Raw genomic sequence first — 22,407 nt, 5'->3', positions numbered from 1 at the left:
ATGAAAATAGCAATAATTAACGGCACTATCGTAAATAGCGACGAGAAATTTAAGGCAAATATCCTAATAGAAAACGGCAAAATAGCCAAAATCGGAAGTGAGAAATTTGAGGCTGATAAGGTCATAGACGCTACAAATAAGCTCGTCATGCCAGGACTTATCGACATGCACGTGCATTTTCGCGATCCTGGTCAAGAGTATAAAGACGACATCATCTCAGGCTCGCAGGCGGCTGTGGCTGGAGGAGTGACCACATGCCTTTGCATGGCTAACACAAACCCAGTAAATGACAATGCCTCGATCACAAGAGCGATGATAGAAAAGGCTAAAAACTGCGGACTGATCGATCTTTTACCAATCGCAGCCATTAGCAAAGGGCTTGGTGGCAACGAGATCGTTGAAATGGGTGATCTTATAGAAGCTGGCGCAGTTGCATTTAGTGATGACGGCTTGCCAGTGACTAGCTCAAGCGTGATGAGAGCGGCACTTGAGTACTCAAGCATGTTTGGTAGCTTTTGCATAAGCCACTCAGAGGATTGCTCACTTTGCAGGCAGGGCGTCATGCACGAGGGCAAGGTCTCAGCCATACTTGGACTTCGCGGCATGGCAAGGGAGAAAGAGGAGATCGCAGTGAGCCGTGATATGCTACTTGCAAAGCTCACCAAAGCGCACATCCACATCGCTCACGTAAGCTCGGAGTACTCGCTAAAGATCATCGAAATGGGTAAAAAAGAGGGCATAAACATCACTTGCGAGGCGACACCTCACCACTTTAGCTTTAGCGACGATGAAATTTTGAAAAATGCCTACGATACAAATTTCAAAATGTCGCCGCCACTTCGTGAGATAAGCGACGTAAAAGCAGTAAGAGAGGCACTAAAAAGCGGCCTTATAGACGTTATCGCCACCGATCATGCCCCACATCACACGGACGAAAAGATAGTGGAATTTGACAAGGCACCATTTGGTATCATCGGACTTCAAACCCTTGTGCCGCTCACTCTTAAGCTCGTAAATGAAGGCGTTATAAGCTTAGAGCGCATGGTGGAGCTAACATCTGCAAATGCAGCTAAGATACTAAATTTAAAAGATAAAGGCAGGCTTGCTGATGGCATGCTAGCTGACATCGCAGTGATAGACCCTGAGATCGAGTATGTTTATGATGAAAAGATAAACCGCTCAAAATCGGTAAATTCTCCACTATTTGGCAAAAAGCTAAAAGGCGCAGCGACTACCACGATAAAAAGTGGCAAGATCGTTTATGAGTTTGGGAAATAGTCTAAATTTACTCGCACTTGCAGGCAAATTTGCTTTAGATGCTTTGAGATATAAAATTTGCTAGAAATTTCTAGCAAATTTTACTTTTTTTATGAGTTATATTTTTTAACGATACCGCGAACTACTTTTTCGATAAAAAGCGCAGAAGCTACTTCGCAGTGTTCTCTTGTAGAGTGAGGTGAGTAGATATTTGGTCCAATAGAACATGCACTAAGACCTGCTTTTTTCTCCAAAAGCACTCCACACTCAAGCCCAGCATGCACAGCTGTTATCCTTGCATTTGGCTTATAAATTTTAAGCTCTTCTAAGATATCGTTTGCAAATTTATCATTTATAGGTTTCCAAGCTGGATTTCTATCTTTTGAAATGACGCTAAAACCAACCGCTTTTGCAAGCTCTGAAATTTCAAATTCCATTCTATTTAGGCCGTCTTTACTCATTGATCTTGCAAAAAACTTCTAAAATTTTATAGATAAGAAATGTAAAAAGAATACGCAATAAAGAAGTGGATAGAAAAAGCATGATGGCATTAAATTTGATAAATTTAGGCTCAGCTACTAGAGCTATCTTTTAGTAGCTAATATAGATGCTTGTTAAGATAAGCGGAGCAAAACCCTATATAAATAGGTAGGATGAAATTTATTTGACGGTCTTTTTGGCTACGAAATTTATGAAATAACTAAATTTCAAGCCAAAAATACTAAATTTTGGCTCTTTTTTCTCTTGCTTTTTTGATCTTATTTTTAACTACATGAAATTTTGAAGCTGCAGCCGAGCATAGATCTTTATAAGTGACTAAAATTTTTGACTCTTTTTTAGTGCAAATGACTGCAAAAACGCTCTCAAGGTCGATTCTCTCTTTTTGTGTTAAATTTTCCATCTATTTTCCTAGCAATTTTCTCATCTTATTGACAACAAATAATATTTCATCATCGTCAAGCTCACATAGCAGTTTGCAAACAGCAGCAGCAGCTTGTGGCTTTGAGTTTCCAAGTCTCCAGTCCTGATATGTTCTCATAGGCACGCCAAGATCTTCTGCCATTTTTGCTTGTGAAATTTTCTTACCGATATTTTTTGCCTCAACTGCATTGTGAAGCAAATTAAATATATCACTTGTATCAATCATTGAAGAATTATACGTTATTTATCATTAAATATACCTAAAATTTTATATAAATAATGTAAAATAGTATATAAATATCAAGGTTGAGTATTAAACATACTAAAAATTATTTATAATATACGTTAAAACGTATAAAAATCTTTTAAATTCTTGAATATAATTAGAAATTTTGGGTTTTATGTTGAAGTTAAATTTTTTATTTTGCTTTAAATTTTTATTTGTTTTTACGCAAAGCTTATAATATAGGCATTAGAAAAGTTTAGTTATATAGGCTAAATATATATAAATAAATTTTTTTAACTTATATACTTGACATTGATAAACTAAAGTTGTATAATCCGCTTAGCAATTAAAAAGAAAGAGTGCTAAAAGTGAGTAAAACAAATAAACGCGATTTGATACTAAATTCTATCATTGAAGCCTATTTGCAGGACAATGCGCCTATTGGCTCAAACGAGCTTGGCTCTCGTATGAGCATGGCGATACCAGCATCGACGATACGTGTTTATTTTAAAAAGCTTTCAGATGAGGGCGAGATCACAAAGCTTCACATAAGTGGCGGCAGGATCCCAACTATCGCTGCGATGAGAAGATATTGGAGTGAAATTTTTACTGAGAGCGACATAAATTTAGAGATAAATGACCCAAGAAGCCTAAAGATGCTCTGTGATGAGTTTGAGCTTTATTGTATGATTTTTGGCACGATCGATAAGGAGTTGCTAGAAATTTTAAATTTAAATGATAGATATCTGGTTTTAAATTTTAGTGGCGATGAGATCGCCATTAAATTTGACGCTAGGATGTATAAATTTTTAAACAACCTTATCGGAGTTAGCTTAGACAAGCTTGAGCTTATCTGTTCTCAAGTTGGCTTAAGCGAACTAAAAAACAAGATAAGAGAGCTTAAAAGGACTAAAATTTACTTCCAAGAAAATGAAATTTTAGCCTTTGATATGTTTAAGGATAGACGCTTTAAGATGGTTTTTGACCCAAGTTTTAGCTTGCAGATGGACGAAAAGCTTACATTTTCTCCTATGTTTGATGAAAATTACATGGGGCTTAAATTTAAAGCAAACTACCTTGGTAGCGAGGCGCAGATGATCTGTGCTGGCAGTGTTTATACTGATTATGTGAAATTTATAAATCTAATAAAGGAGGCCGCGTGAGCGAAGAGGTAAAAGAGCAAAATCTACCTGAGGTCGAGCCTGTGCAAGAGGCAGCTAGCGATAGCGTAAATTTAGATGCACTTGGCGATATCTCAAAAGTGGAGAAGCTCGAAAAAGAGCTTGGCGAGATCACTGATAAATATTACAGAGCAAATGCTGAGTTTGAAAATATCAAAAAGCGTTATGAAAAAGAGAAAGCAGACGTTGCAAGCTATGCAAATGAGAAATTTGCAAGGGACTTGCTACCTGTCATCGATGCGCTCGAGATCGCTGCAAATTTTGACCCAGAAGATGATGAATTTGCTAAAAAGATCAAAGAGGGCATTTTGATAACGATAAATCAGTTCAAGAAATGTTTTGAAAAGCATGGCGTGAGCGAGATCGCAACTGATGCCGAGTTTGATCCAAATGTGCATAATGCCGTTTTAAGGGTCGATAGCGAGGAGAAACAAAGCGGTCAGATCGTGCAAGCTTTACAAAAAGGCTATATGATAAATGGTAGGGTTTTGCGCCCAGCTATGGTCAGTGTGGCAAACTAAATTTAAAAAATAAATCTAATAAAGGAAAAATATGTCAAAAGTTATAGGTATAGACTTAGGTACAACAAACTCTTGTGTGAGCGTTTTTGAGCGCGGCGAGAGCAAGGTTATCCCAAATAAAGAGGGCAAAAACACAACTCCATCTGTTGTTGCTTTTACAGATAAAGGTGAAATTCTAGTAGGTGACGTCGCAAAACGTCAAGCAGTTACAAACCCTGAAAAAACGATATATTCTATCAAACGTATCATGGGTTTGATGAGCAATGAAAAAAATGCTGAAGAGGCAAAGGCTCGCTTACCATATCACGTTGTAGATAGAAATGGCGCTTGCGCGGTTGAGATCGCTGGTAAGGTCTATACTCCGCAAGAAATTTCAGCAAAAATTCTTATCAAACTAAAAGAAGATGCTGAAGCATACCTTGGTGAAAAGGTAACAGATGCGGTTATCACAGTGCCAGCTTACTTTAACGATAGCCAAAGAAAGGCTACAAAAGAGGCTGGAACGATTGCAGGACTAAATGTGCTTCGTATCATCAACGAGCCAACAGCTGCGGCACTTGCTTATGGTCTTGATAAAAAAGAGGCTGAGAAAATTTTAGTTTATGACCTAGGTGGTGGTACATTCGACGTTACAGTGCTTGAAACTGGCGATAATATCGTTGAAGTTTTGGCAACTGGCGGTAACGCATTCTTAGGTGGTGATGACTTTGATAACAAGATCATCGACTGGTTGGTAAGTGAGTTTAAAAACGAAACTGGTATCGATCTAAAAGGCGATATCATGGCACTTCAACGCTTGAAAGAAGCAGCTGAAAATGCTAAAAAAGAGCTAAGCTCAGCTCAAGAGACTGAGATAAATTTACCATTTATCACAGCTGACGCGACTGGTCCAAAACACCTTGTCAAAAAGCTAACTCGCGCTAAATTTGAAGGTATGATCGACTCACTTGTGGGCGAGACTATCACTAAGATAAATGAAGTCATCAAAGATGCAGGTCTAAGCAAGAGCGACATCAAAGAGGTCGTAATGGTCGGTGGTTCAACTCGTGTGCCACTTGTTCAAGAAGAGGTTAAAAAAGCATTTGGCAAAGAGCTAAATAAGAGCGTGAACCCAGATGAAGTCGTGGCTATCGGTGCTGCGATCCAAGGTGCGGTTATAAAAGGCGACGTTAAAGATGTTCTACTTCTTGACGTTACTCCACTTAGCCTTGGTATCGAGACACTTGGCGGCGTTATGACTAAGATCATCGAAAAAGGTACAACCATACCAACTAAGAAAAGCCAAGTCTTCTCAACTGCTGAAGATAACCAAAGTGCCGTTACTATCATGGTTTTACAAGGTGAGCGTGAGTTTGCAAGGGATAATAAATCACTTGGTAACTTCAACTTAGAGGGCATCCCAGCAGCTCCAAGAGGCGTGCCTCAAATCGAAGTTGAATTTGACATCGACGCAAACGGAATTTTAACCGTTTCAGCAAAAGATAAAGCGACTGGCAAAGCCCAAAACATCACTATCTCAGGATCAAGCGGTCTTAGCGAAGATGAGATAAATAGCATGGTAAAAGATGCTGAGCTTCACAAAGAAGAGGATAAAAAACGCAAAGACGCAGTCGAAGCTAGAAACCAAGCAGACGCGCTTGTTCATCAAACTGAAAAGAGCATGAGCGAGCTTGGCGAGAAAGTCCCAGCTGAAGATAGAAGCAACATCGAAGCTGCGCTAAATGATCTAAAAGAGGTTCTAAAAGATGAAAACTCTTCAAAAGAGCAAATCGACGCAAAGGTAGAAGCTCTAAGCAAAGCTAGCCACAAACTAGCAGAAGCTATGTATAAAAAAGATGAAAACGCTGGTGCAAACGGCGGCAACAAAAAAGACGACGACGTCATAGACGCTGAAGTCGAGTAAAACTCCTAGAGCAGGGCGCTTGCCTTGCTCTTTTAAATTTAATCTATAAATTTAAACTTCTAAACACTTCTTAGCACACGCTCACGACATCATCTTATAAGATAAAAAGTATAAATTTCTAAAATGCAAAAATTTAGCCGCACTCAAAAATCAAGACCTTTTAACGATCTCCACCCATCTATCAAGCTCTTGTTGCTCGGCTTTTAGCGTGCTACTTTCGCCGTGTCCTGGGTAAAGTGCGAAGTCACCCTTTAGATTTTTACATTTTTCTAAGCTTTTTAGCATCTCATTTTTATCCGAATATGGAAAGTCCCAGCGTCCGATGCTACCTTTAAATAAAAAATCTCCACTAAACATCGCGTCATTTATCTCTATCATCGAGCAGCCCGGTGTGTGCCCTGGGAAGTGACGAAATTTAAAAGAAAAGTCACCCATTACAAAGCTCTCATCGCCTTTAACCAAAACATCTGGCACAAAGGTGTTTTTCATATAGCCAAAAATGTCACTCTCACACATAAAAGCATCAAATTTATTGATATAAACTGGGATTTTTAGCTCATTTTTTAGCTCGCTCACGTCGTAAATATGATCAAAATGTCCATGAGTGCAAAGTATCGCCTTTAAATTTTGTGCATTTTGCAAGACCCACTCTTTTGCCCCATCTCCTGGATCTATCACCAAACTTGAGCCATTTTTGGTAACGATGTAGCAATTTGTCCCAAAATCGCCAAAACTTTTATGCATTACTCTCATTTCTTACCTTAAATTTATCATTTCTTAAATATTTACATCTTTTTACTTAAACTTAAAGAAAAATTTTAAATTTAATTAGTATAATTTTTGCAAAAGGAAGCAATTTTAGGCAAAGGGACAATGAAGGGGTATCAAAAAATAGAAGAAACCTTAGTTTTTAGCTTAAAAGATAAAACTAAAGGTAAAAAACTACTATTAGGTGTAAGTGGCGGTATTGATTCTGCTGTGGTTGCGACACTTTGTGCGAGAGCAAAGCCAGATGAAACTCACGCACTCATCATGCCAACGGCATCATCAAACAGACAAAATATGGACGATGCCTTAAATTTATGTGAAAAACTAAACATAAAATACAAGGTTTTATCCATTGAGGGCATTTTAAATGCCTTTTACGAAACGATAGATGTAAATTTAAGCAATTTAAGAAAAGGGAATTTGGCAGCTAGAGTTAGAATGAGCTTGCTTTATGATTATTCATCTAGTATAAACGCTCTGGTCATCGGCACAAGCAACAAAAGTGAGCTTATGCTTGGTTATGGCACGATATTTGGGGATTTGGCGTGCGCGATAAATCCTATCGGGGAGCTTTATAAGAGTGAAATTTTTGAATTTGCAAAACATCTTGGTGTTGATGAAAATTTTATCAAAAAAGCACCTTCGGCTGATCTTTGGGATGGGCAAAGTGACGAGGGCGACATAGGTTACAGCTATGCTGTCATTGATGAAATTTTACAAAATTTAGAAAATAACAAGGAGCAAGCCATCAAAAAGTTTGGATTAAAAGCGGTCTTGGATATAGAAAATAGAGTTGTTTCAAACAGGTTTAAACGACAAATGCCGTTGATAGTGAAAATTTAAAGGATTAAAGATGAGAGAAATTCCGTTTTACAAACCAACTATCACTGAGCGTGAGAGTGAGCTTATCGAAGAGGCTTTGCATTCTGAAAATGCTACTGATACGGTTGCTAAATTTGAAGAAAAGCTAAAAGAGTACTTTGGTGCTAAATTTGTTGTCACTACAAACAACATCGCAGCAGCGCACCATCTAGCACTAAGCGCGATGGATACAAAGCGCGGTGACAAGGTCATCTGCTCAGTAAATGCCTTCCCTAGCGTGGCTCAGGCTGTTAGACATTTTGATGCCGAGCCTATCTTTGTTGATATCGATGAAGAGGACTTTAATATCAGCCCAGAAGCCCTTGAAAAGGTGCTAAAAGAGCAAAATCACAAAAAACTAAAATGTGCTTTTATCTCACACATCGCTGGACAAAGCGCTAGGCTTGATGAGATAAAGGCTATCTGCGAAAAATATGGCATCGTCGTTTTAGATGATGCAAACCGAGGCATAGGACTAACATACAATGGCAAAAAGGTTGGTTCAGACTCGTTTTTATCATGCTTTCAGACAAACTCACGTGTGCAAAATCCTATCTCAACAGTTGGATTTTTCACGACAAATGACGAAGAGGTCTATAAAAAAGCAAAACTACTTCGTAACTATGCTCTTGTAAATGGTATAGATAAATTTGGTAGTTTAAGCTACATCTACGACGTCGTTGATATCGGTTTAAAATACGACATAAACTCGATAAATGCGGCGTTTTCTATCGCTCAGCTTGAAAAGACAGACGAGCTTATAAAACGTAGAAAAAAGATCGCTGAAATTTACGATAAAGAGCTTAAAGAGTGTCACAACATCACAACTCCAGTCAAAAAACGCGAGCACATCTACACTCAGTACATCATCAAGATAAATAAAAACCGCGACAGCTTTGCTAGAGAGCTTTTGGAGCGTGGAATTCACACTTCGCTGCACTACATACCGATACATTTGCTAAGCTATTATAAAAATAAATATTCGCTTAAAGTAAATGACTTCCCAAATGCTCTAAAGACATATCAACAAGTCTTGTCGCTACCTATATATCATAGTTTGAGCGACGAAGAGGTGCAATATATCTGCAACACGGTAAAAGAAATTTCTAAATCTCGTGTTTAAGAAATTTAACATCCTTTTACACTCTTGGGCGAATGACTACTTTTTTCGCCCAAATTTCTTTCAAATTTTACTAGCATTTTTACTTATGCCACTAAGTTTTATCTACGCTTTAGTCGTTGTTTGCAAGAAATTTAGCGCGCAAAAAAAAGATCTAGGCATAAAGATAATAAGCGTTGGAAATTTAACCCTTGGAGGAAGCGGCAAGACCCCACTTTGCGTGGCTATCGCTAAGAATTTCGAGGGCGCTTTTATCATTCTTAGAGGCTATAAAAGAAAGAGCAAAGGCATGCAAGTTGTCGCTAGGGATGGCGAAATTTTACTTGACGTAGCGGCAAGTGGCGATGAGGCGATGATATATGCCACAAGCCTTAAAAACGCAAATGTGATTGTAAGCGAAGATAGAAAAATAGCCATAAACTACGCCAAAAAGCATGGCGCGAAGTATATCTTGCTTGATGATGGATTTTCTAAATTTGATATAGCTAAATTTGACATCTTGGTGCGTCCAAACCCAGAGCCAAAGCTAAAGCTTTGCCTGCCAAGCGGGGCTTATAGATATCCATTTAGCTTTTATAAATTTGGTGATTTTATAGCGTGCGAGGGGCAAACTCACTTTAGAAAGAGTGAAATTTTAAATAAAAGCGAAAAAATGGTGCTAGTTACCGCCATAGCAAACCCAGCCCGCCTTGAGGCATTTTTTAGCGAGTGCGTGGGACAGGTCTTTTTCCCTGATCACTACGACTTTTCAAAAGAAGAGCTAAGCGAAATTTTACAAACCTACGGCGCCACCTCACTTTTGATGACACAAAAGGACTATGTAAAGGTAAAGGATTTTGGGCTAAGAGTTTCGCTTATCACGCTTGAAGTTACGCTAAGTGAGGAGTTTAAAAAGGTTTTGGCGAAGCAAATTTAAGCCCATTTTGTTATAATGAACCACTTTTTAAAAGGAAAATTTAGATCAAAATGAGAATCTTAATCACCTCAGTCGCAAAGAAAAAAGAGGCAAAAAAACTAAGCAAAAAGCTCGTAAAAAAGGGCCTTGCAGCTTGCGTGAGTAGCTTTAGCGCAAAGAGCATTTATCTTTGGCAAGAGAAGCTTTGTGATGAAAAAGAGCAAATTTTACTCATAAAAACGGACGTGAAATTTAAAAAAGTAGCTAAATTTATAAGAAAGTACCACAGCTACGAAACCCCAGAAATTTTGGCACTTAAGCCAAAAGAGATATTTAAAAAATATGAAAATTGGATAAAAAAATCAACTAAAAAAGGCAAAAAATGAGACTAACACCAACTAGAAGCGTGAAAGATGAAAAGGTAAAAAATGTAAATTTAAGCACAGCCATGCTTAGCCCAAGCTCCGCTCACGGCGGACTTTACGCGCCAAAGAAGCTACCAAAGATCACAAAAGCAAAGTGGCAAGAGCTCTCAAGCCTAAGCTACGAAAAGCTCGCACTTCACATAATTTCGCTATTTAAATTTGACGTGCCAGAGGCGTTTTTCAAAAAGGCTCTTAAGAGATATGCAAGCTTTGATGATCCAAAGCACCCAGTCATTTTTAAAAAAATAGATAAAAATTTATACGTAAATGAGCTCTATCACGGCCCAACAAGGGCATTTAAGGATATGGCGCTTCAGCCCTTTGGCTCGCTGCTTAGCCAGCTAGCAAAAGAGAGAGGCGAAAGATACCTTATCATGTGCGCAACTAGCGGTGACACGGGCCCTGCGACACTTCAAACCTTCGCAAACGATGAAAATATCAAGGTTGTCTGCCTCTATCCAGATGGCGGCACGAGCGAGGTTCAAAAGCTTCAGATGCAGACCATGCAAGGTGAAAATTTAAAGGTTTTTGGCATAAAAGGCGACTTTGACGACGCCCAAAGAGCGCTAAAAACGCTGCTTGCAAATGATAAATTTAAATCTGAGCTTAAGAAAAAGCGCCTTAAACTAAGCGCGGCAAACTCGGTAAATTTTGGCAGAATTCTCTTTCAGATCATCTACCACGCCTACGCCTACGCAAATTTACTAAAACAAAAGGCGCTTAAGGCAAACGAGAGCTTTGACATCATCGTGCCAAGTGGAAATTTCGGCAACGCTCTTGGGGCGTATTACGCTAAAAAAATGGGCGCAAAGATCGGTAAGATCAAGATCGCCTCAAACGCAAACAACATCTTGACGCAGTTTTTCACCACCGGAGTTTACGACCTCAGGGACAAAAAGCTGGTTAAGACGATAAGCCCAGCCATGGATATTTTAATAAGCTCAAACGTCGAGCGCTTGCTATTTGATAAATTTGGCAGCGTTAGAACTAATGAGCTCATGCAAAGCTTAGCCAAAAATAAATTTTATAAGCTTAGCAAGCAAGAGCTTGAAGTGCTACAAGAGGACTTTGAGGCTAGCTGGTGCGAAGATAAAGAGTGCGAGGCATATATCGCAAAGCTCGCAAAGGACGGCTACGCGATCGATCCGCATACGGCTACTTGCTTTAAAATGGTGGATGCTAGCCGCATAAATGTCATCACATCGACCGCGCACTGGGTGAAATTTACGCCAAGCATGATCAAAGCGTGCCAGATCAAAGATACAAAAGATGAAAAAGATGCGCTCGCAAAGACTGCTAAAATCTTAAATGACAGCGTGCCAAACTCGATAAACTCGCTATTTAGTGCGAAAATTTTGCATAAAAATATCATAAAAGAGGACGAGATCAAAAAGTGCGTCCTAGAATGGATCGAGCGATGATAATCATCCCAGCCCGCCTTGCCTCAACAAGGTTTAGTAATAAAATTTTAAAAGAGATAAACGGCGTGCCGATGTTTGTGGCGACGGCTCTTAGAGTAAGCGGCGTGGATGATGTGGCGGTTGCTGTGGATGAGCCAAGCGTGCTTGATATCGCCAAGACTCACGGCATAAAAGCGGTGCTAACTAGCAAAGATCATCAAAGTGGCACTGACAGGATAAACGAAGCGGCGCAAATTTTGGGGCTAAGCGAGAGTGAGATCATCATAAATGTTCAGGCTGATGAGCCATTTATCGAGCCTGAAAATATTGCTAAATTTAGGGCATTTTGCGAGCAAAACAGGCAAAAAGCCTTTATGTTTTCTTGCTATAAAAAGATGGACGATGAGTTTGCGGATGATAAAAATTTAGTCAAAGTGGTGACTGATTTTGAGGGCTACGCGCTTTATTTTTCAAGGTCTAGGATACCATTTAACAGAAGCGAGTGTAAAAGCTATAAAGCGCACCTTGGCATCTACGGATACAGCGTAAAGAGCCTAAAAGAGTTTTGCGGTCTCTTGCCTTCAAGCCTTGAAAACACAGAAAAACTCGAGCAGCTGCGTGCCCTAGAAAATGGCAAAAGGATAGCGATGCTAGAGGTTGAAAGTCAAAGTATCGGCATAGATAGCGAAGAGGACTACCAAAGAGCGCTAGCTAAATTTGGTAAATGAGCCTAAATTTGCTCTGCTTTGGCGTTTTTGCTGCGGCAGAGTAAAAACCGAGTTTTTATAAATTTGGCTAATGGTTGGCTGATTTTTTGACTTTGATTTTGTGGTCTTGCTCGCTTGCACATGGTTTTAATTAATTTTTAGCCGTGCTATTGTTTAAATTTACTGCGAACTTCATATTTTAAATTTATTTGCATAATTTTGCCTATTTGCTGAGATGTTCTAAATTGCAAACTTGACTGAAGTTTTTTGACTTCGCGGTTTAGGTTGTTTTAGCAAATTTTATATTTGCTGAGGTGTTTTAAAATTTCATAAATTTAAGATAATCGTAGGCTTTACTTAGTTTTGTTTTTGCATTACGGTCTTGTAGCACGCGATTTGGTGCAAAATTTGATTAAATTTTAGTTGCGTTGCTGCCTTGGTGCTAAACTAAATTTGTTTATATTTTTATTTATTGGCATATTTTAAAATTTGATAAATTTAAGATGATTGCAAGTTTTGGCTTTGCGATTTTACTCGCGTCTCTACACGATATAAATTTGATAGTCTAAATTTACTTATTTGCTATATTTCTAGCTAGTAGCAAGGTCTACAAAGCCTAGAGAAATTTGGCTGATAAATTTACAAATTCCAGCCAAATTTGCCTTTGTAATCTAAATTTTCTCAAGCTTTGCTATGAAATTTTTAGCATTTATAAAGCCGATCGTTCTAAGTGATTTTTGCTCTTCGCCGTCTTTAAAAAGTAGAAGCGCAGGCGGATCGATGAGCCCAAAATTTCTTAACATCTCATCATTTTGCGCCCCGCCACTTGTCACGTCGATGCGAATAAGCGTAAATTTTGCCAAAGCATTTTTCACGCCGGCATCTTTAAAAGTGATGTGCTCTATCTCTTTGCAGCTCGCGCACCAGTCGGCATAAAAATCCACAAGTACTGGCTTGCTTGAGCTTTTTATCATCTCATTTAGCTCGTTTAAATTTCTAGCTTGTTTGAAATTTAGCTCGCTCTCGTTTTTGGCTAAATTTAGCCCAGAAAGCGGCGAAAACGCGTCTTTTGAGCCCAAAAATGCGCCGATTATTAGCATGAGCGAGTAGATAAAAACTAGCACACAAAGTGCTTTTTTAAATTTAGTCCAGCCGCTATTTGCTGCCTCAAGCGCCCCAAGATAAATGGCTGCAAAGACGCCTATGACGCCGTAACCAAGTAGTTCAAAAAACGCTCCAAGCACGCGTGCAAGGATCCAAACAGCCATGATGAGCATCAAAAAGCCAAAGAGTTTTTTAACTTCATCCATCCAGCCGCCAGGTCTTGGCAGGAGCTTGCCAGAGCTTAGCCCTATCACAAGAAGCGGCGCGCCCATGCCTAGCCCCATGACAAAGAGCATGATGCCCCCATAAATGGCGTCTCCGCTTTGTGCGATGTATAGAAGTGCGCCTGCTAGCGGTGCTGCCACGCAAGGCGAGACGATGAGCGCTGAGGCAAAGCCCATGATGAAAACACCGACGAGGCCTGAGCTGTTTTGTGACTTTTTGCTGATTAAGTTTTCAAATTTTGACGGCAGTTTGATGTCGTAAAAGCCAAACATACTAAAGCTTAAGATGATAAAAATGGCCGCAAACGCGCCGAGTACGTAGATGTTTTGCAGAGCCCCTGCGATGCCAAAGCCAAGCAGGCTTGCCCCAACGCCAGCAAGAGCGTAGGCAAGGCTCATCGCAACGACATAGACTAGCGAGAGCAAGAAACCTTTTTTGGCATTTAGGCTGCCACCCTTTGAGACGATGATGCTTGATAAGATCGGTATCATCGGAAATACGCAAGGTGTGAGCGAGAGTAGTAGGCCGTAGCCAAAAAATGTCGCAAGCGAGATGAAAAAGTTTTTGCTGCTTAGTTCATTTGCGATGCTTTGATCTTCTGAAAGCTCGGTAAATTCAGGATTTGTTTCATCTTTTTGCTCTTTTTCAAAGGCTATGATGCTAAATTTGCCAAATTTCTCAAAGATGTCATAAATTTTAGTTTGCGGGCGGTAACAGATGCCATTTTTAGCACAGCCTTGATAGCTTAAATTTAGCCTAGCACTACCATTTTTAAGATGCTCTTTTACTAAATTTAATGGGATAAACAGTGAAAAATCTTTTGGATAAATTTCATATTCGCCGGTGTTTTCGCTTTTTGGCATGTTTAACAAAGAATTTATCTTCTCTTCGCCTAGCTTAACCTCAAAGCTATCTTTGTAAAGATAGATATTTTCGCCAAATTTAAACTTGATCTCCACGCCTTGTTCATCGATACTTGGGCTTAAAACAAACGCCTTACTAACGTCTAAAACCTCGGCAAAAAGCGAGCTTGCAAACAAAATGAGAGAGAAAATAAATTTAAAAAACATGCTAATCCTTGCTAAATTAAAAGAGATGATTTTAGTCTAAATTCTTAAATTTATTCTATTTTATAGTAAAATCGTGAAAAAGCGTGAAATTTTTAAAAGGAGCGATGATGTCAAAAGATAAAAAGCACCAAAAGAACGATAAACTTGGCTATGAAGAAGAGCTAAGGCTGCTTCAGATAGAACTTTTAAAATTCCAAAATCATGTCAAAGACAAGGGGCTTAGGGTGCTCATGCTAATGGAGGGTCGAGATGCAGCTGGTAAGGGTGGCACGATAAAGCGCTTAACTGAGCATCTAAATCCGCGCGGTTGCCGTATTGTGGCGCTTACAAAGCCAAGTGACGTCGAGAAGACGCAGTGGTACTTTCAAAGATACGTGACACATCTGCCAAGTGCTGGTGAGATCGTCATCTTTGATAGGAGCTGGTACAACAGGGCTGGGGTTGAGCCAGTGATGGGCTTTTGCACGCAGGCTGAGCATAAAGAGTTTTTGCGTGAGGTGCCAAAATTTGAAGAGATGATCATAAACTCAGGCATCATTTTTTTTAAAATTTACCTCTCGATCACAAAAGAGGAGCAAAAAAAGCGCTTTAAAGAGCGCCTAAACGACCCGCTAAAGCAGTTTAAGATCTCTCCAGTAGATCAAAAAGCGCAAGAACTTTGGGATCAGTACTCCATCGCCAAATACTCGATGCTGCTAGCCTCTCACAATAGCATCTCGCCGTGGGTCATCGTCTCAAGTGACAATAAAAAAGAGGCAAGGCTAAATGTCTTTAAATTTATCCTAACTCACGTCGAATATCCAAAAAAGATAGATGAGTATCTAAAATACGACAAAAGCGTCGTAAGAGATGGAAGCGAGGAGATCAAGCGCATAGAAGAGGGGCTTAATAAAGATAAGCTAAAAAGTATCGACTGAAAATTAGACTTGGCTGCAAATTTGGGCTTAAATTTACAGCCAAATTTTACTGCTAAACCCACCACATAAATTTAGCCAGAATGACCATTATCAGACAAAGCACAAGAGCTATAAGATGTGAAAATTTACCAAATGGATCTGGCTTTTTTAAGATAGTGACGTTAAAAACAGAGATGAAAGTGATAAGACACATAAGAAGCAAAACTGCGATCTTTGCTAGCAAGAGCTTTTGAAAGTCGCTTTGCCACCAACCATGCTCGCCTCCAAGATAGTCCTTTGCCATAAAAGCTCCACTTATCAAAAGCAGCAAAAACGCTGTGCCAAAAACCTTTGCACTACCTTTTGTATAGGCTTTCTTGACAGCTTCAAGGGTTTGAGGACTTATCGTTTTTTTGGCAAATGGATATATGCAAACATCAAAAAATACATAACCTATAAAGATAATGGCGCAAACTAAATGCGTAATGAGAGAGAAAAGATACATTTTTTGCCTTTTTTGTTTGGCATTATATAAATTTTATTAGTTATATTTGCTGATTTTGATTAAGTATTGAGAAGTTGAAAAGATCCGAGCGAAAGCTCGCTCGGATAAATGTTTTTAGAAGCTATATTTTGCTTCAAATCTGATACGATCTTGTTTAAAGCTTGCGCCGTCTTTTTTATCTTTAGCAGCTGCATACCAAGAAAGGAATGTAAGTTTTTTGCTGTATTTGTAGTTAGCGCCTGTATACCATTCACTTCTTTTTGCTCTCTCTTTATTAAGTGCGTAGCTGTAGCCTTTACCTTGAGTATATCCAGCATCAAAGCCAAATTTATCTATGTCATATCCAGCATTAACAAACCAGTAATCGTTATTGCCTTTAATATTGTTGTAATATTGTTGTCCGCTAGTTGCAGCACCCATTACACCATTTAATATTTTGGTTGGGTTAATTAGCTGACCATTTGATTCAATTGAAACAAATGAATATTTATTGTTGTCTTTGTTTTTAGCATCGAAGTCTAAATAACCAGCATTAAGTTTAGCACCAAATAGTTTTGTGCCAGCTTGAACTGCCCAGAAATTTGCATCAGCTACTTTTTTATGGTCTGAATCGTTATGAACAAATTGACCTTTTAAGTTTAGGTTAATATCGTCAGTTACATCAAAGCTAACACCAGCCTCAGTGCCATAAAGCGTTGCTATCTCTTGAAGATTAGCAATAGCTACTTTAAATGATACTGGATTATAACTACCAGCTGCACCTAAATAGTAAAGGTTGCCTAGGGCATCATTAAATTTATCTCCATCATTACCTTCTACTATTCTGCCAACCAATTGACTATTATTGTCTAGATCAATTATTAAAGTGTCATAAGCAGCAGTTAAAGTAAGAGTCGGTACGTCAGTATTTACTACCTTTTAGACCTATGCCTGTCAAATCTTTATTATCATAGAAAATTAATTTTATAGCTTAAATTTTGTTAAAAAAATCAAAAATTATTACCGATCGTTTACCAAAATAAGATAATGAGATAAGATTTGTCTTTAAAAATTTGAGTTTATTTGAAGTTAAAAGATGAGAAATTTATATCTCATCAGTTAAATTTAGCCGTTGTTTTTGGCCTGCGCCTCGTCGCGCTCTTTCTTTTGTCTTATAGCGGCTTCTTTTTGGATATTTTTTTGCTGAGTGACAAAGATATGCTCTTCAAGTGTGACTAGCTGAAAGACGCCCTCAAATATCTTGATCTCTTTTACGTAGCCTATCACTTTTACCTCTCTTTTTCTGCTCTCTTCAAACCTTGCTTGTGCGTCAAATTCGACCACATCGCCAAGCTTTAGCGGTCCAAAGAAATTTATCCTAGCTCCGATGCTGACACAAAATTCTTCATTTATAGCTAAAAGTGCTGCGTAGTTTGCCCCCATGAAGACAAAACCGCTATGTATGAGCCCCTCAGCGTCGCTTACCATATCAGCCGTGGTAAAAAATCTAGTTTTTGCGTGATTTTTCTCAAGCAAAAATGCCGTTCCGCTAAAATTTAGTTTCGTCAAAGGTGCTGTTTTTATCTCGTTTCTTAGCGGGTTTTCGTCCTCTGGGAGGATTATTTGCGATTCGTCTTTTGCTTCAAAAATATTTTCATCTGCCATATTTATCCTTAAATTTTAACTCTCACATAGGCTCTTTTTGGAGCTGGGTAGCCCTCGATAGTCTTTGTTTTATCGTCTGGGTCTAAGAAGTTTCCAAGACTTTCGCCATCTATCCACTGCGTTTTTCGCTGTTCGTTTAGATCAGTCGCCTTTGTATCAAGCAGGGTAAAATCCTTAAATTTAGCCCTCTCACACCAGTTACAAAGCGCGCTAAGCGTTGGCACAAAGTAGATATTTGGGATTTTTGAGTACCTATCTTTTGGACTAAGTGCAAAGTCGCCATCCATATCTATATACATCGTATCTAAAAATAGCTCGCCGCCAGGATTTAGCGCGGTTTTTAGCTCTTTTAGCATCTTTATAGGATCGCTTCTGTGATATATCACGCCAAGGCAAAAAATAGTGTCAAATTTCGCTGCGTATTCAGGCAAGCTCTCTACACCAAGAAGCTCATAGTTGATATTTGAGCGGATAAATTTATTTAAAAACTTAAACTGCAAATATGTATGCACGCTAGGATCAAAGCCAGTTATGCTTTTTGGGCCATACTCAAGCATCTTAAACATATAATATCCATTGTTACAACCCACATCAGCCACGCACTTGCCAGCTAAATTTAGGTGTGGGGCAAGGATGTTAAATTTAATAAAACTTTGCCACTCGCTATCTATATATATATCATCAAGTAAAAATGGCCCTTTTCGCCAAGGCTTTAGGCTAAGGGCGAGGTTGTAAATTTCATCTTTTTTGGCTTGATCTAAATTTTTAAATTTGACATTTACGCTATCAGAGAGGCTAAATTCGCAATCAAAATTTGCTAAATTTTCTATCCTATTTAAAATTTGCTTTTGCTGCTCGTTAAATTTGCTAAGATCCACGCTATTTCCAGTCGACGATGTTGTGCGGACACTCTTTTTGGTAGGTGCCAGTCGCGTCATAATACTCTTTACAATCATTATAATATTGAGTCGAAACTCCACGCTCGTTCATATAAAGACAACCGTTGCAAAATAGCGCTATAAAGCCTAAAAATATAATCTTTTTCATGTGGCGGATTTTATCATAAATAAAAATTTTATGCTAGAATAGCAGGCAGTTTTAGAGCCAAGTTTGGCTAAGATTAAGCAAAAAGGCATTTTATGCAAAGAAGAGATTTTTTTAAATTCAGTGGTTTTTTAGGTGCAGCAAGTCTGCTTCCAAGTGTCACTCTAGCTAGCGACGAGCCAGCAAGCCCAGTAGTTAGAAATTTTGACGTAAATTTCAAGCACCAGCTGCTTGAAAAGGGCAAAAGCTCGAGAATTTGGCTACCACTCCCACTAAGCACTACTTATCAGCAACTAACTCAAGACTACGTCATAAACACAACCGCTAAAAACGTCTATATCTCAGACACGCTAATACCAACAATGTATGGCGAATTTGAAGAAAATGAGCAAAGACCTATTTTAAATATCCAGTTTAAGATCCAAACAACAGAGCGCAATACCGACTTTAGTAAGGTAAATTTCGATCCAAATGAGAAGGTCGATCCTGCTGTTTTGGAGTTTTTAAAACCAACTTCACACATCCCAACAGATGGCGTCGTAAGAGCAAAAGCGCTTGAGATTATCGGCAATACTAAAGGCGACTTGGAGCGTGCAAAAGCGATATATACGTGGGTTGCAAACACTATGCAGCGTGATAACAGCATCCTTGGATGTGGCACGGGCGACGTTAAAGCGATACTTGAAAGTGGCAAACTAGTTGGCAAATGCACCGACATAAACTCAGTTTTCGTGGGACTTTGCAGATCAGTTGGCATCCCAGCAAGAGAAATTTTTGGTATCAGGGTTGGTCAGTCTAGATTTTCAGATCAGATGGGTAGCGCAAAAGACGGCGTGGCTAAAATTTCAGGCGGACAGCACTGCAGGGCTGAGTTTTACCTAAAAGGCTATGGTTGGATACCGGTTGATCCAGCTGACGTTACGAAGGTAAGACTGGGCGAGAAATTAACAAACGACGACGCTAAGATCAAAGCTGTTAGGGACTATTGCTTTGGCAACTGGGAGATGTGCTGGATAGGCTTTAACTACGGACGCGACTTTATCTTAAAGCCAACTCCAGAGCAAACTCCGCTAAACAACTTTGGCTATCCATACGCTGAGGTTGATGGCAACACACAAAACTACTATTCGCCAAAAGAATTTAGCTACGACTACGTCTCAACAGAGCTAAAATGAGAGCCTTTTGGCTGATACTAACATCCATAGGTAGTGCTATCGGCGCTACCTTGTGCTGCTTACCGGCACTTCTTTTCTTGCTTTTTGGCACATCTTTTTCTTTTCTATCTTGGACACAAAATTTATACGAGTACCGCGTCCCTTTGAGCGTCGTGGCAGTCATTTGCTTTGTGATCTCAGGAATTAGTCTATTTTACAAGCCAAAAAGCTGCAACCTAAGCTATAAAAAGAAAAAATGGATACTTATATATATACTTTTTGGAGTGATACTACTTTTACTCCTTACATATCCGGAGCTTTTAGGAGAAATTTATGCGTAAAATTTTAGTTTTAGCCCTTTTGGTGGCTGCAAGCTACGCTGATAAAAAGATAGAAATTTCAGTGCCTAGCATGCACTGTCCGCTTTGCACAGCGATAGTAAGAAAGGCTGCACTTAGCGTTGAGGGCGTAAAAAAGGCAGACGTATCGCTAAAAGAGCGAAAAGCTGTCGTCATAGCAGATGATAAGGTCGATGAAAAAGAGCTTTTAAAGGCGGTCGATGCGACTGGCTATAAGGGCGAGATAAAATAAATTTAAAGGAGGCAAATATGTCAAAGAGCGAAGTTTTAGCGAAATTTGAGACACTTGCGGCGATACCGCATTGCAGTTATGAGACTGACAAGATGCGTGATTTTTTAGCTGATTTTGCAAAAGATAAGGGCTGTGAAGTCGTGGTTGATAGCTTTGGCAACGTTCATGCATTTAAAGGCAAGCCAAAAATTTGCTTGCAAAGCCACTACGATATGGTCTGCATGGGTGACGCGCCAAAGATCGAGATAGTTTATGGCGATGATGGCTACATGAGGGCTAAAAACTCATCTTTAGGTGCCGATAACGGCATAGGCGTGGCTATCATGATGCAGATGATAAGCGAATTTGACGACATAGAGTGCCTTTTTACAAACAACGAAGAGGTCGGCATGGTTGGAGCTGCTGGCTTTAGCGGCGATCTAAAAGCCGATAAGCTTTTAAATTTAGATAGCGAAGAGGATGACCGCGTCACTATCGGCTGCGCTGGCGGTGTAAATTTATTTGCTACTATTGCGCTTAATAGCAAAAAGACAAAGGAGAGCACGCTTTACGAAGTAAAAGTAAGCGGCCTACCTGGCGGACACTCTGGCAATGAGATACATAAAAATATCCCAAATGCGATCAAGGTTTTGGCGGCATTTGTGACTAAAAATGACTGCAAGCTTGTTAAATTTGAAGGTGGGGAGCGAAGCAACTCTATTCCAAGTAGCGCAACTGCGCTTGTGTTAAGCGATAAAGAGCTAAAGAGCGAGTGTGAAAATTTAAGCGTGAAAAAGCTTGGCACAGGAGATGAAATTTTAGAAAACGGCGAGAAAATTTTAGCTCTTATCAACTCATTTTCACAAGGCGTAAGAGCCTATAACTGCGAGCTAGGCATACCGCAAGATAGCGTCAATCTCTCACTTGCAAAGATTAAAGATGATGGCACACTTGAAGTGGAGTTTTTTGCAAGATCAATGAGTAAAGATGGACTAAATAGGATGGAATTTGAAATTTCAGAGCTTGCAAAAGCGGTTGGTTTTAATGTCATTTCAAAAGATAGAAACCCAGCTTGGAAACCTATAAATGATAAATTTGCAAACGATATCTTAGAAGAGCTTAAAATTTATAAGCCAAATGCAAGGATAACAGCTGTGCATGCTGGACTTGAATGTGGAGTGCTTTTGGAGAAAAAAGCAGGTCTTAGTGCATGTTCAATCGGGCCAAATATCTACTCACCTCACTCTACAAGAGAACATTGTGAAGTAGCTTCTGCACTTTTTATCGAAAAAGTCGTTCGCGGTATCGTTAAAAAATATAACTCATAAAAAGTAAAATTTGCTAGAAATTTCTAGCAAATTTTATCTATATCTATATCTATATCACCTTATCCTTGCTCTTACAAAGATCGCTTAAAATGCACTCAAAACAAAGCGGTTTTTTAGCCTTGCAAGTGTAGCGCCCAAAAAGAACCATCGCTTGATGAAGCTTGCCAAGATCAGTTTTAAAGGCAAGAGTTAGATCCTCTTCAGTCGCTTCTGGCGTCTTTGCGCTGCTTAAGCCAAGTCTATGCGATACTCTAAAAACATGCGTATCAACTGCCATTACGTTTGCATTTGTCGCCTCTAAAAGCACGACGTGAGCGGTCTTTTGCCCAACTCCAGCAAGGGCTTTTAGCTTCTCTTCATCAAGCGGAATTTCTCCGTTATAAAGCTCAACCACGCTGTTTGCCATCTTGATCAAATTTACGGCCTTATTGTTAAAAAAGCTGCATGAGTTTATCATGAGTTTTAGACTGGCTAAATTTGCACTAGCTAGCTCAAAAACATCTTTATAAGCCTCAAATAGGGCAGGTGTGATCAAATTTACCCTTTTGTCTGTGCACTGAGCTGAGAGCATGACGCAGACAAGAAGTTCATATAAATTTCTAAATTTAAGCTCGCTTTTGGCGTCTTTAAACTCTTCTAAAAGCCTCTTTTTTATCTCTAAAATATCTTTTTTTGTTCTCAT

At 39.2% G+C, this 22,407-nt stretch carries 26 protein-coding genes; 15 read left to right on the top strand and 11 right to left on the bottom strand.

Annotated features, from left to right (window positions below):
- Complete coding sequence (locus CVT07_RS06135) at window positions 1–1,278, top strand: dihydroorotase (RefSeq protein WP_107935780.1); 1,278 nt, start codon at window positions 1–3, stop codon at window positions 1,276–1,278.
- An 89-nt stretch (window positions 1,279–1,367) separates the two neighbouring features.
- On the opposite strand, the gene CVT07_RS06130 is transcribed toward CVT07_RS06135, so the two are convergent.
- The 3 genes from CVT07_RS06130 to CVT07_RS06120 form a co-directional block, all read right to left on the bottom strand.
- Window positions 1,368–1,718, bottom strand: a complete 351-nt coding sequence (locus tag CVT07_RS06130; RefSeq protein ID WP_230855690.1) for a hypothetical protein — start codon at window positions 1,716–1,718, stop codon at window positions 1,368–1,370.
- 260 nt (window positions 1,719–1,978) lie between these two features.
- Complete coding sequence (locus tag CVT07_RS06125; RefSeq protein WP_087580935.1) at window positions 1,979–2,158, bottom strand: hypothetical protein; 180 nt, start codon at window positions 2,156–2,158, stop codon at window positions 1,979–1,981.
- Window positions 2,159–2,404: a DNA-binding protein gene (locus CVT07_RS06120; protein WP_107935782.1), complete on the bottom strand. Its 246-nt coding sequence runs from the start codon at window positions 2,402–2,404 to the stop codon at window positions 2,159–2,161.
- 368 nt (window positions 2,405–2,772) lie between these two features.
- Here CVT07_RS06120 and CVT07_RS06115 point away from each other — a divergent pair, with 368 nt between their 5' ends.
- From CVT07_RS06115 to dnaK, 3 genes are read left to right on the top strand one after another with little or no spacing between them, the layout of a single operon-like run.
- Window positions 2,773–3,567 (top strand): HrcA family transcriptional regulator, encoded by a 795-nt coding sequence (locus CVT07_RS06115; protein WP_107935959.1) that lies wholly within the window; start codon window positions 2,773–2,775, stop codon window positions 3,565–3,567.
- Complete coding sequence (gene grpE, locus CVT07_RS06110; protein WP_009294121.1) at window positions 3,564–4,106, top strand: nucleotide exchange factor GrpE; 543 nt, start codon at window positions 3,564–3,566, stop codon at window positions 4,104–4,106. The genes CVT07_RS06115 and grpE overlap by 4 nt, the downstream gene beginning before the upstream one ends.
- Window positions 4,107–4,137: 31 nt before the next feature.
- A complete protein-coding gene (gene dnaK, locus CVT07_RS06105) occupies window positions 4,138–6,009 on the top strand; it encodes a molecular chaperone DnaK (protein WP_021088537.1) in 1,872 nt (623 codons plus the stop codon).
- 150 nt (window positions 6,010–6,159) lie between these two features.
- Here dnaK and CVT07_RS06100 read toward each other — a convergent pair whose 3' ends face one another.
- Complete coding sequence (locus CVT07_RS06100) at window positions 6,160–6,762, bottom strand: MBL fold metallo-hydrolase (protein ID WP_107935784.1); 603 nt, start codon at window positions 6,760–6,762, stop codon at window positions 6,160–6,162.
- A gap of 120 nt (window positions 6,763–6,882) precedes the next feature.
- On the opposite strand from CVT07_RS06100, the gene CVT07_RS06095 reads away from it, so the two are divergent.
- From CVT07_RS06095 to kdsB, 6 genes are read left to right on the top strand one after another with little or no spacing between them, the layout of a single operon-like run.
- A complete protein-coding gene (locus CVT07_RS06095) occupies window positions 6,883–7,620 on the top strand; it encodes an NAD+ synthase (protein ID WP_103557929.1) in 738 nt (245 codons plus the stop codon).
- Between the two features lie 10 nt (window positions 7,621–7,630).
- On the top strand, window positions 7,631–8,761 hold the full coding sequence (locus CVT07_RS06090) for a DegT/DnrJ/EryC1/StrS family aminotransferase (RefSeq protein ID WP_103606940.1): 1,131 nt from the start codon (window positions 7,631–7,633) through the stop codon (window positions 8,759–8,761).
- A complete protein-coding gene (locus CVT07_RS06085; protein WP_107935786.1) occupies window positions 8,754–9,674 on the top strand; it encodes a tetraacyldisaccharide 4'-kinase in 921 nt (306 codons plus the stop codon). The genes CVT07_RS06090 and CVT07_RS06085 overlap by 8 nt, the downstream gene beginning before the upstream one ends.
- A 50-nt stretch (window positions 9,675–9,724) precedes the next feature.
- Window positions 9,725–10,039 carry a divalent-cation tolerance protein CutA gene (cutA, locus tag CVT07_RS10385; protein WP_196375710.1) on the top strand — a complete coding sequence of 105 codons (315 nt, stop codon included), beginning with the start codon at window positions 9,725–9,727 and terminating at the stop codon, window positions 10,037–10,039.
- A complete protein-coding gene (gene thrC, locus CVT07_RS06075) occupies window positions 10,036–11,499 on the top strand; it encodes a threonine synthase (RefSeq protein ID WP_107935787.1) in 1,464 nt (487 codons plus the stop codon). The genes cutA and thrC overlap by 4 nt, the downstream gene beginning before the upstream one ends.
- On the top strand, window positions 11,496–12,206 hold the full coding sequence (gene kdsB / locus CVT07_RS06070) for a 3-deoxy-manno-octulosonate cytidylyltransferase (RefSeq protein ID WP_107935789.1): 711 nt from the start codon (window positions 11,496–11,498) through the stop codon (window positions 12,204–12,206). Before thrC ends, kdsB begins: the two co-directional genes overlap by 4 nt.
- Window positions 12,207–12,856: 650 nt before the next feature.
- On the opposite strand, the gene dsbD is transcribed toward kdsB, so the two are convergent.
- On the bottom strand, window positions 12,857–14,584 hold the full coding sequence (gene dsbD / locus CVT07_RS06065) for a protein-disulfide reductase DsbD (protein WP_107935791.1): 1,728 nt from the start codon (window positions 14,582–14,584) through the stop codon (window positions 12,857–12,859).
- A gap of 107 nt (window positions 14,585–14,691) precedes the next feature.
- Between dsbD and ppk2 the strand changes: the two genes are divergently transcribed.
- Window positions 14,692–15,501 (top strand): polyphosphate kinase 2, encoded by an 810-nt coding sequence (gene ppk2 / locus CVT07_RS06060; RefSeq protein WP_107935793.1) that lies wholly within the window; start codon window positions 14,692–14,694, stop codon window positions 15,499–15,501.
- Window positions 15,502–15,553: 52 nt separating this feature from the next.
- Here the strand turns inward: ppk2 and CVT07_RS06055 are convergent, their stop codons facing one another.
- The 5 genes from CVT07_RS06055 to CVT07_RS06035 form a co-directional block, all read right to left on the bottom strand.
- Window positions 15,554–15,985, bottom strand: a complete 432-nt coding sequence (locus tag CVT07_RS06055) for a trehalose-6-phosphate synthase (protein WP_107935795.1) — start codon at window positions 15,983–15,985, stop codon at window positions 15,554–15,556.
- A gap of 114 nt (window positions 15,986–16,099) precedes the next feature.
- Window positions 16,100–16,843, bottom strand: a complete 744-nt coding sequence (locus tag CVT07_RS06050) for a major outer membrane protein (RefSeq protein WP_230855752.1) — start codon at window positions 16,841–16,843, stop codon at window positions 16,100–16,102.
- Window positions 16,844–17,089: 246 nt separating this feature from the next.
- Window positions 17,090–17,629, bottom strand: coding sequence for a thioesterase (locus CVT07_RS06045; protein WP_103634250.1), 540 nt, complete (start codon window positions 17,627–17,629; stop codon window positions 17,090–17,092).
- A gap of 8 nt (window positions 17,630–17,637) precedes the next feature.
- Window positions 17,638–18,507, bottom strand: a complete 870-nt coding sequence (gene cmoB / locus CVT07_RS06040; RefSeq protein ID WP_230855689.1) for a tRNA 5-methoxyuridine(34)/uridine 5-oxyacetic acid(34) synthase CmoB — start codon at window positions 18,505–18,507, stop codon at window positions 17,638–17,640.
- Between the two features lies 1 nt (window position 18,508).
- Window positions 18,509–18,676 (bottom strand): hypothetical protein, encoded by a 168-nt coding sequence (locus CVT07_RS06035; protein WP_002942642.1) that lies wholly within the window; start codon window positions 18,674–18,676, stop codon window positions 18,509–18,511.
- Between the two features lie 92 nt (window positions 18,677–18,768).
- Between CVT07_RS06035 and CVT07_RS06030 the strand changes: the two genes are divergently transcribed.
- The 4 genes from CVT07_RS06030 to CVT07_RS06015 are packed head-to-tail and all read left to right on the top strand — an operon-like array spanning window position 18,769 to window position 21,725.
- Complete coding sequence (locus CVT07_RS06030) at window positions 18,769–19,848, top strand: transglutaminase-like domain-containing protein (protein ID WP_107935800.1); 1,080 nt, start codon at window positions 18,769–18,771, stop codon at window positions 19,846–19,848.
- Window positions 19,845–20,168 (top strand): hypothetical protein, encoded by a 324-nt coding sequence (locus CVT07_RS06025; protein WP_021085941.1) that lies wholly within the window; start codon window positions 19,845–19,847, stop codon window positions 20,166–20,168. The genes CVT07_RS06030 and CVT07_RS06025 overlap by 4 nt, the downstream gene beginning before the upstream one ends.
- Window positions 20,161–20,418 (top strand): heavy-metal-associated domain-containing protein, encoded by a 258-nt coding sequence (locus tag CVT07_RS06020; RefSeq protein WP_009294141.1) that lies wholly within the window; start codon window positions 20,161–20,163, stop codon window positions 20,416–20,418. The genes CVT07_RS06025 and CVT07_RS06020 overlap by 8 nt, the downstream gene beginning before the upstream one ends.
- A 17-nt stretch (window positions 20,419–20,435) precedes the next feature.
- The gene (locus tag CVT07_RS06015) at window positions 20,436–21,725 is read left to right on the top strand and encodes a M28 family peptidase (protein WP_107935802.1); all 1,290 of its coding nucleotides are present in this window, start codon (window positions 20,436–20,438) and stop codon (window positions 21,723–21,725) included.
- A gap of 49 nt (window positions 21,726–21,774) precedes the next feature.
- Here CVT07_RS06015 and nth read toward each other — a convergent pair whose 3' ends face one another.
- Complete coding sequence (nth, locus tag CVT07_RS06010) at window positions 21,775–22,407, bottom strand: endonuclease III (protein WP_103594072.1); 633 nt, start codon at window positions 22,405–22,407, stop codon at window positions 21,775–21,777.

The organism is Campylobacter concisus (assembly GCF_003048875.2).
Classification (GTDB): domain Bacteria; phylum Campylobacterota; class Campylobacteria; order Campylobacterales; family Campylobacteraceae; genus Campylobacter_A; species Campylobacter_A concisus_AU.
Note: the sequence above shows the minus strand (reverse complement) of the source record. Positions and strands in the feature narration are given on the sequence as shown.

Excerpts from the sequence above, each read along its gene's own strand:
- CVT07_RS06135 (WP_107935780.1), top strand. The coding sequence starts at position 1 with ATGAAAATAGCAATAATTAACGGCACTATCGTAAATAGCGACGAGAAA.
- CVT07_RS06130 (WP_230855690.1), bottom strand. The coding sequence starts at position 1,718 with ATGAGTAAAGACGGCCTAAATAGAATGGAATTTGAAATTTCAGAGCTT.
- CVT07_RS06125 (WP_087580935.1), bottom strand. The coding sequence starts at position 2,158 with ATGGAAAATTTAACACAAAAAGAGAGAATCGACCTTGAGAGCGTTTTT.
- CVT07_RS06120 (WP_107935782.1), bottom strand. The coding sequence starts at position 2,404 with ATGATTGATACAAGTGATATATTTAATTTGCTTCACAATGCAGTTGAG.
- dnaK (WP_021088537.1), top strand. The coding sequence starts at position 4,138 with ATGTCAAAAGTTATAGGTATAGACTTAGGTACAACAAACTCTTGTGTG.
- CVT07_RS06100 (WP_107935784.1), bottom strand. The coding sequence starts at position 6,762 with ATGAGAGTAATGCATAAAAGTTTTGGCGATTTTGGGACAAATTGCTAC.
- CVT07_RS06095 (WP_103557929.1), top strand. The coding sequence starts at position 6,883 with ATGAAGGGGTATCAAAAAATAGAAGAAACCTTAGTTTTTAGCTTAAAA.
- CVT07_RS06090 (WP_103606940.1), top strand. The coding sequence starts at position 7,631 with ATGAGAGAAATTCCGTTTTACAAACCAACTATCACTGAGCGTGAGAGT.
- cutA (WP_196375710.1), top strand. The coding sequence starts at position 9,725 with ATGAGAATCTTAATCACCTCAGTCGCAAAGAAAAAAGAGGCAAAAAAA.
- thrC (WP_107935787.1), top strand. The coding sequence starts at position 10,036 with ATGAGACTAACACCAACTAGAAGCGTGAAAGATGAAAAGGTAAAAAAT.
- kdsB (WP_107935789.1), top strand. The coding sequence starts at position 11,496 with ATGATAATCATCCCAGCCCGCCTTGCCTCAACAAGGTTTAGTAATAAA.
- dsbD (WP_107935791.1), bottom strand. The coding sequence starts at position 14,584 with ATGTTTTTTAAATTTATTTTCTCTCTCATTTTGTTTGCAAGCTCGCTT.
- ppk2 (WP_107935793.1), top strand. The coding sequence starts at position 14,692 with ATGTCAAAAGATAAAAAGCACCAAAAGAACGATAAACTTGGCTATGAA.
- CVT07_RS06055 (WP_107935795.1), bottom strand. The coding sequence starts at position 15,985 with ATGTATCTTTTCTCTCTCATTACGCATTTAGTTTGCGCCATTATCTTT.
- CVT07_RS06045 (WP_103634250.1), bottom strand. The coding sequence starts at position 17,629 with ATGGCAGATGAAAATATTTTTGAAGCAAAAGACGAATCGCAAATAATC.
- CVT07_RS06035 (WP_002942642.1), bottom strand. The coding sequence starts at position 18,676 with ATGAAAAAGATTATATTTTTAGGCTTTATAGCGCTATTTTGCAACGGT.
- CVT07_RS06030 (WP_107935800.1), top strand. The coding sequence starts at position 18,769 with ATGCAAAGAAGAGATTTTTTTAAATTCAGTGGTTTTTTAGGTGCAGCA.
- CVT07_RS06025 (WP_021085941.1), top strand. The coding sequence starts at position 19,845 with ATGAGAGCCTTTTGGCTGATACTAACATCCATAGGTAGTGCTATCGGC.
- CVT07_RS06020 (WP_009294141.1), top strand. The coding sequence starts at position 20,161 with ATGCGTAAAATTTTAGTTTTAGCCCTTTTGGTGGCTGCAAGCTACGCT.
- CVT07_RS06015 (WP_107935802.1), top strand. The coding sequence starts at position 20,436 with ATGTCAAAGAGCGAAGTTTTAGCGAAATTTGAGACACTTGCGGCGATA.
- nth (WP_103594072.1), bottom strand. The coding sequence starts at position 22,407 with ATGAGAACAAAAAAAGATATTTTAGAGATAAAAAAGAGGCTTTTAGAA.